Below are 3776 nucleotides of genomic sequence, written 5' to 3' on the forward strand. Positions count from 1 at the left end.
CATCGCCACGCGCTACGACAAGAACCCGTACAATTTCCTCGCTGCTGTCAAACTGATCGCTGTCAGCATCTGGTGCATCAGTTTATGAGTCTACGCTCTAAGCAGAAGCTAACGATGCCAACATGGCTGACCGACATATTGCTAAAGCACGGCCCCCAATTTCCGCTGGAAGCACGCATTCGCCGGTATCAGCATAATATACGGACAATCCGGAAATCCGGTTCCAACGCCTGCTTTCATTGATACGCTCGATCCGTTAGAGATCGAATTAGGGTTTGCAGATCGGGCATATACGATTGATCGGATCGAGCAGATAGCAAAACGCATTGCCGACCTTCCCGACACATCGGCATTACCCGTGTAAACAACTGACGGAAAAGTTCTTCCGAACGCTAGTCACGCCTTTCCAGGCGCAACGTTCGTTGCGGAGCGTCAGCCATAACAGGGCAAGGACTGCGTTATCGATCTTGTCTGCGTCTATCTCCATCCATCAATCATAGCACGCGCGAAACCCTATATCCCGCGGCCTGGCGCGAAGGTAAGTTGCACCCCTATTGCAGCATAATTGAAGTCAGTACAAAATCGCCCTGGCATTGGCAGCATACGGATATGATATGCCCAGCCCGCCATCGTGGGGCCAAATTCTCCCCTAGTCGCAATGTCATCTTGTCGCGTGCCGGCACAGTACATAGCCGCGCGGTCTCAAAGCCGAAAAAGCGTTGAACAGTGGGATAAAGCGCCTTGAATATGGTCTCTTTTGCTGAGAATAACATGGTTAATCCTGTAGATTTGTCCATAGGGGCGTCTAAAAGCAGCGCCTCCTCTTCAGGCGACACAGCCAAATCAACGATTGCCTTGAGAAGACCCGGCTCTGCGATCTTCTCGATATCGACGCCAATTACTAGATTGTCGCCGGCACGCGCCAAGCAAAGCGCCCTGCCGTGACTGTGACTGATCGAACCCGACATCCCCGCAGGCCAACGCGGCGCGCCTCCCTCTCCTGGAGGGAATACGACAGCCGTCCCGGTAAAGATGTGACTGGCTGCGCGGGCAAGAACCCGGCCAGCCAAATACTCCGCCCGCCGTTTCGCAACGGCTATGTCCAGAACTGAAGGGCACGATACATTCAGATGCTGAAAGGCTGAATCCTTGTAGGCCTGGACATTGTAATTCACCGAGAACAAAAGTCCGGCATTCCACGGCCTAACTTGCGGAGTCGAAAGGAAGCCATTCGCCGTTTTCACATCGGATTCCAGCATGCAGGGAAGGTCACTCATTACGGCATCTTCTTGGTTCATACAGCACGCCACCATTCGGCGAGACGTTGAACGTGAGGGGGCTCCAGAATTGTGAAATGGTTGCCGGGGCCGAACCAGACGGTAAGATTTGGAGCCCATTGCCGCCATTCCGCTGCGATTTCATCTCGGCGTGCATGATCGGCCACGGCCGAGAGAGCTGGATCCCGCGCGAGAACCAATCTCACGGGATCGGCGAGGAGTTTCTCGGGACTGTAAGTCGTTCTCAGCGCCGCTGCAAAGATGCGTACCGGCCCCCGTAAGACATCGATAGCCGAGCGTTGCGGCAGTAGGCCGGCGCGCACCATGGCGCGGTGCAGAAGGTGCAACTGCTCCTGGTGCGCGAGCCCCTCCAGTGCCTTCTCATCGACATCAAGGGCCATGCCGGCCTTGAGTTCCATCGTCTCGACCAGCTTCATGAGAATTTCAAGGCCGGTGTATTCACGGCCGAGTACCTTGCTTTTGTCGGGAGCTTCACAATCGATCAGTGTGAGCGAGGCAACAGACTGATTCAGGGCCTTCAAGCGCTGCGTGACCTCGAAGGCGACCCACCCGCCGAAGGAATGGCCAACGAGATGCACCGGCCGTTCGAGCCTTAACCCTGCGATTGTCTGCACGTAAGCCTCCGCAGCGGCCTCGACCGTGGAATGCGGGACCAGGATGCCATCAAGACCCCTGGGCTGCATTCCGTGGATTGTCCACCCGGAGCCGAGTGCATGAGTGAGAGCAACGAACCCCGTGACATTGTCACCGGCACCTGGGAAGCAGATGATCGGGTCCGCCTTACCATTGCCGGTTTGCAGGATCACATGTGGATTGTATTCACCGTCTCCTTGCGCTTGGGGAACGGTGGTGTCGAGCGCCTCCGACAATGCCTTACCCAACAAAGCCACATGGGGCGACTCCATCATCGATTGATGACTGCCGGGTACTGGGACGAACTCAAATTGCTGGTCCGGAAGTAGATTGCTCCAAGTTTTCGGAAGTTCGAAAAGGGGATTTTCCTGTGCACAAAAAACATGGATCGGAAGGGGATTAAGTTGCACAATATAGTTTTCTTGAGCGTCGAGGGGTATCGCGCTTACATCGAAAGAAAACCGGAAATCGGCTCCAGAGATACCGTCGAATCTCTTAAGATAACCATAATTTCTGCATTTATGAATAAAATCATCGAGATCAAATGATACGATTTCTTCCAGAATATCGCTAAGTCTTGTGGTGTGAACTTCTGGACTATACTCTGCTTCGCATATTTCTAACATCGCATGCTTTATATAATCATCTAACGCTCCATCTTCCTTCTTTGCCCCAATATTGAAGGGAGGTATTGTATCCAATAGGCCTATAAATTCGACCTTTTTATCTCTGCCTATCAGCTGGTTTGCTATCTCGTATGCCAAAAGTCCCCCAAAGGACCAGCCTGCTAGCCTGTATGGCCCTGTTGATTGAATCATGCAGATGCGTTCGACCAATTGCATGGCCATCCCTTCAATTGTGGTCGGATGAGCATCGTTCGACGGGACGCTAGCTAATCCATGGATGGGAATATCGGGATCTATCTGCTCAGCTAAGGTAAGGAAATACGTATCTGCACCGCTTATTTCATGAATCAGGAACAAAGCGGGCCTTGTTCCTGATTCATGAAAGTGAATAACACCCGGGACGTCTACCTTCTCCCGTTCCACATTTACTGAAGTAGTCAGGTTCGCAATTGTCGGGTTCTGGAATAGCTGTGTTACTGTTGCTGCAAACCCCTCCCGGCGCATGCGCTCGATCAGCCGCACGGCGAGCAGCGAATGGCCTCCAAGCGCGAAGAAGTGGTCGTGCCGGCCAACACGCTCCACACCGAGCAGTTCCGCCCACAGCGCGGCCAGGCGTTCCTCCGTCTTCCCGACGGGCGCCTCATAGGCGCGCGCCGCGAAGGCTTTCCCCTCCGGTGCCGGCAGTGCCTGCCGGTCGAGCTTGCCGTTCGCCGTCAGCGGCAGCGCCGAAAGCCGCACAAACGCCGCCGGAACCATGTAGTCGGGAAGGCCTGCCGCCACGTGCGCCCGCAGAGCCTCCGCGCCCGTTGCCCCGATCGGGCTCTCGCTATCGTCAGCGCCTGCGGCCGTATAATAAGCCACGAGCCGCTTCTCGCCCCCATCGTCCCCGCGCGCCACGACAACCGCCTCGCGCACCCCTTCATGCGCGCACAACTGCGCCTCGATCTCGCCAAGCTCGATGCGGAAGCCACGCACCTTCACCTGGAAATCGTTGCGCCCGATGAACGCCAGCGTTCCATCCGGCAGCCAGCGCACCAAGTCGCCAGTACGGTAAAGACGCGCCCCCGCATCGCCACTGAAGGGATCGGCCACAAACCGCTCCGCCGTCAGCTCCGGACGGTTCAGATAGCCCCGCGCAACACCTGCACCACCGATATAGAGCTCTCCCGCAACACCCACAGGAACCGGTGCTCCATGCCCGTCCAGAACATAAACCTGC

2 protein-coding genes and 2 pseudogenes are annotated in these 3776 nt (G+C 55.7%); 1 reads left to right on the forward strand and 3 read right to left on the reverse strand.

Annotation, left to right across the window (positions count from 1 at the left end; translation table 11 throughout):
* Positions 1-88: pseudogene (locus ACTJKP_RS26485) on the forward strand (IS5/IS1182 family transposase); the annotation flags it as partial.
* Between the two features lie 312 nt (positions 89-400).
* Here ACTJKP_RS26485 and ACTJKP_RS26490 read toward each other — a convergent pair.
* The 3 genes and pseudogenes from ACTJKP_RS26490 to ACTJKP_RS26500 all read right to left on the reverse strand — a co-directional run.
* Positions 401-487: pseudogene (locus ACTJKP_RS26490) on the reverse strand (DUF6429 family protein); the annotation flags it as partial.
* 64 nt (positions 488-551) lie between these two features.
* A complete protein-coding gene (locus ACTJKP_RS26495) occupies positions 552-1298 on the reverse strand; it encodes a 4'-phosphopantetheinyl transferase family protein (RefSeq protein WP_440632781.1) in 747 nt (248 codons plus the stop codon).
* A partial coding sequence (locus ACTJKP_RS26500; protein WP_440632782.1) for an alpha/beta fold hydrolase occupies positions 1295-3776 on the reverse strand: 2482 nt, incomplete at its 5' end. The genes ACTJKP_RS26495 and ACTJKP_RS26500, both read right to left, overlap by 4 nt.

Origin of the sequence: Brucella sp. 22210 (genome assembly GCF_052045675.1) — a bacterium.
GTDB lineage: Bacteria > Pseudomonadota > Alphaproteobacteria > Rhizobiales > Rhizobiaceae > Brucella.

Bases quoted from the DNA above. Each gene is read 5' to 3' on its own strand.
- ACTJKP_RS26495 (WP_440632781.1), bottom strand. From the start codon at position 1,298: ATGAACCAAGAAGATGCCGTAATGAGTGACCTTCCCTGCATGCTGGAA.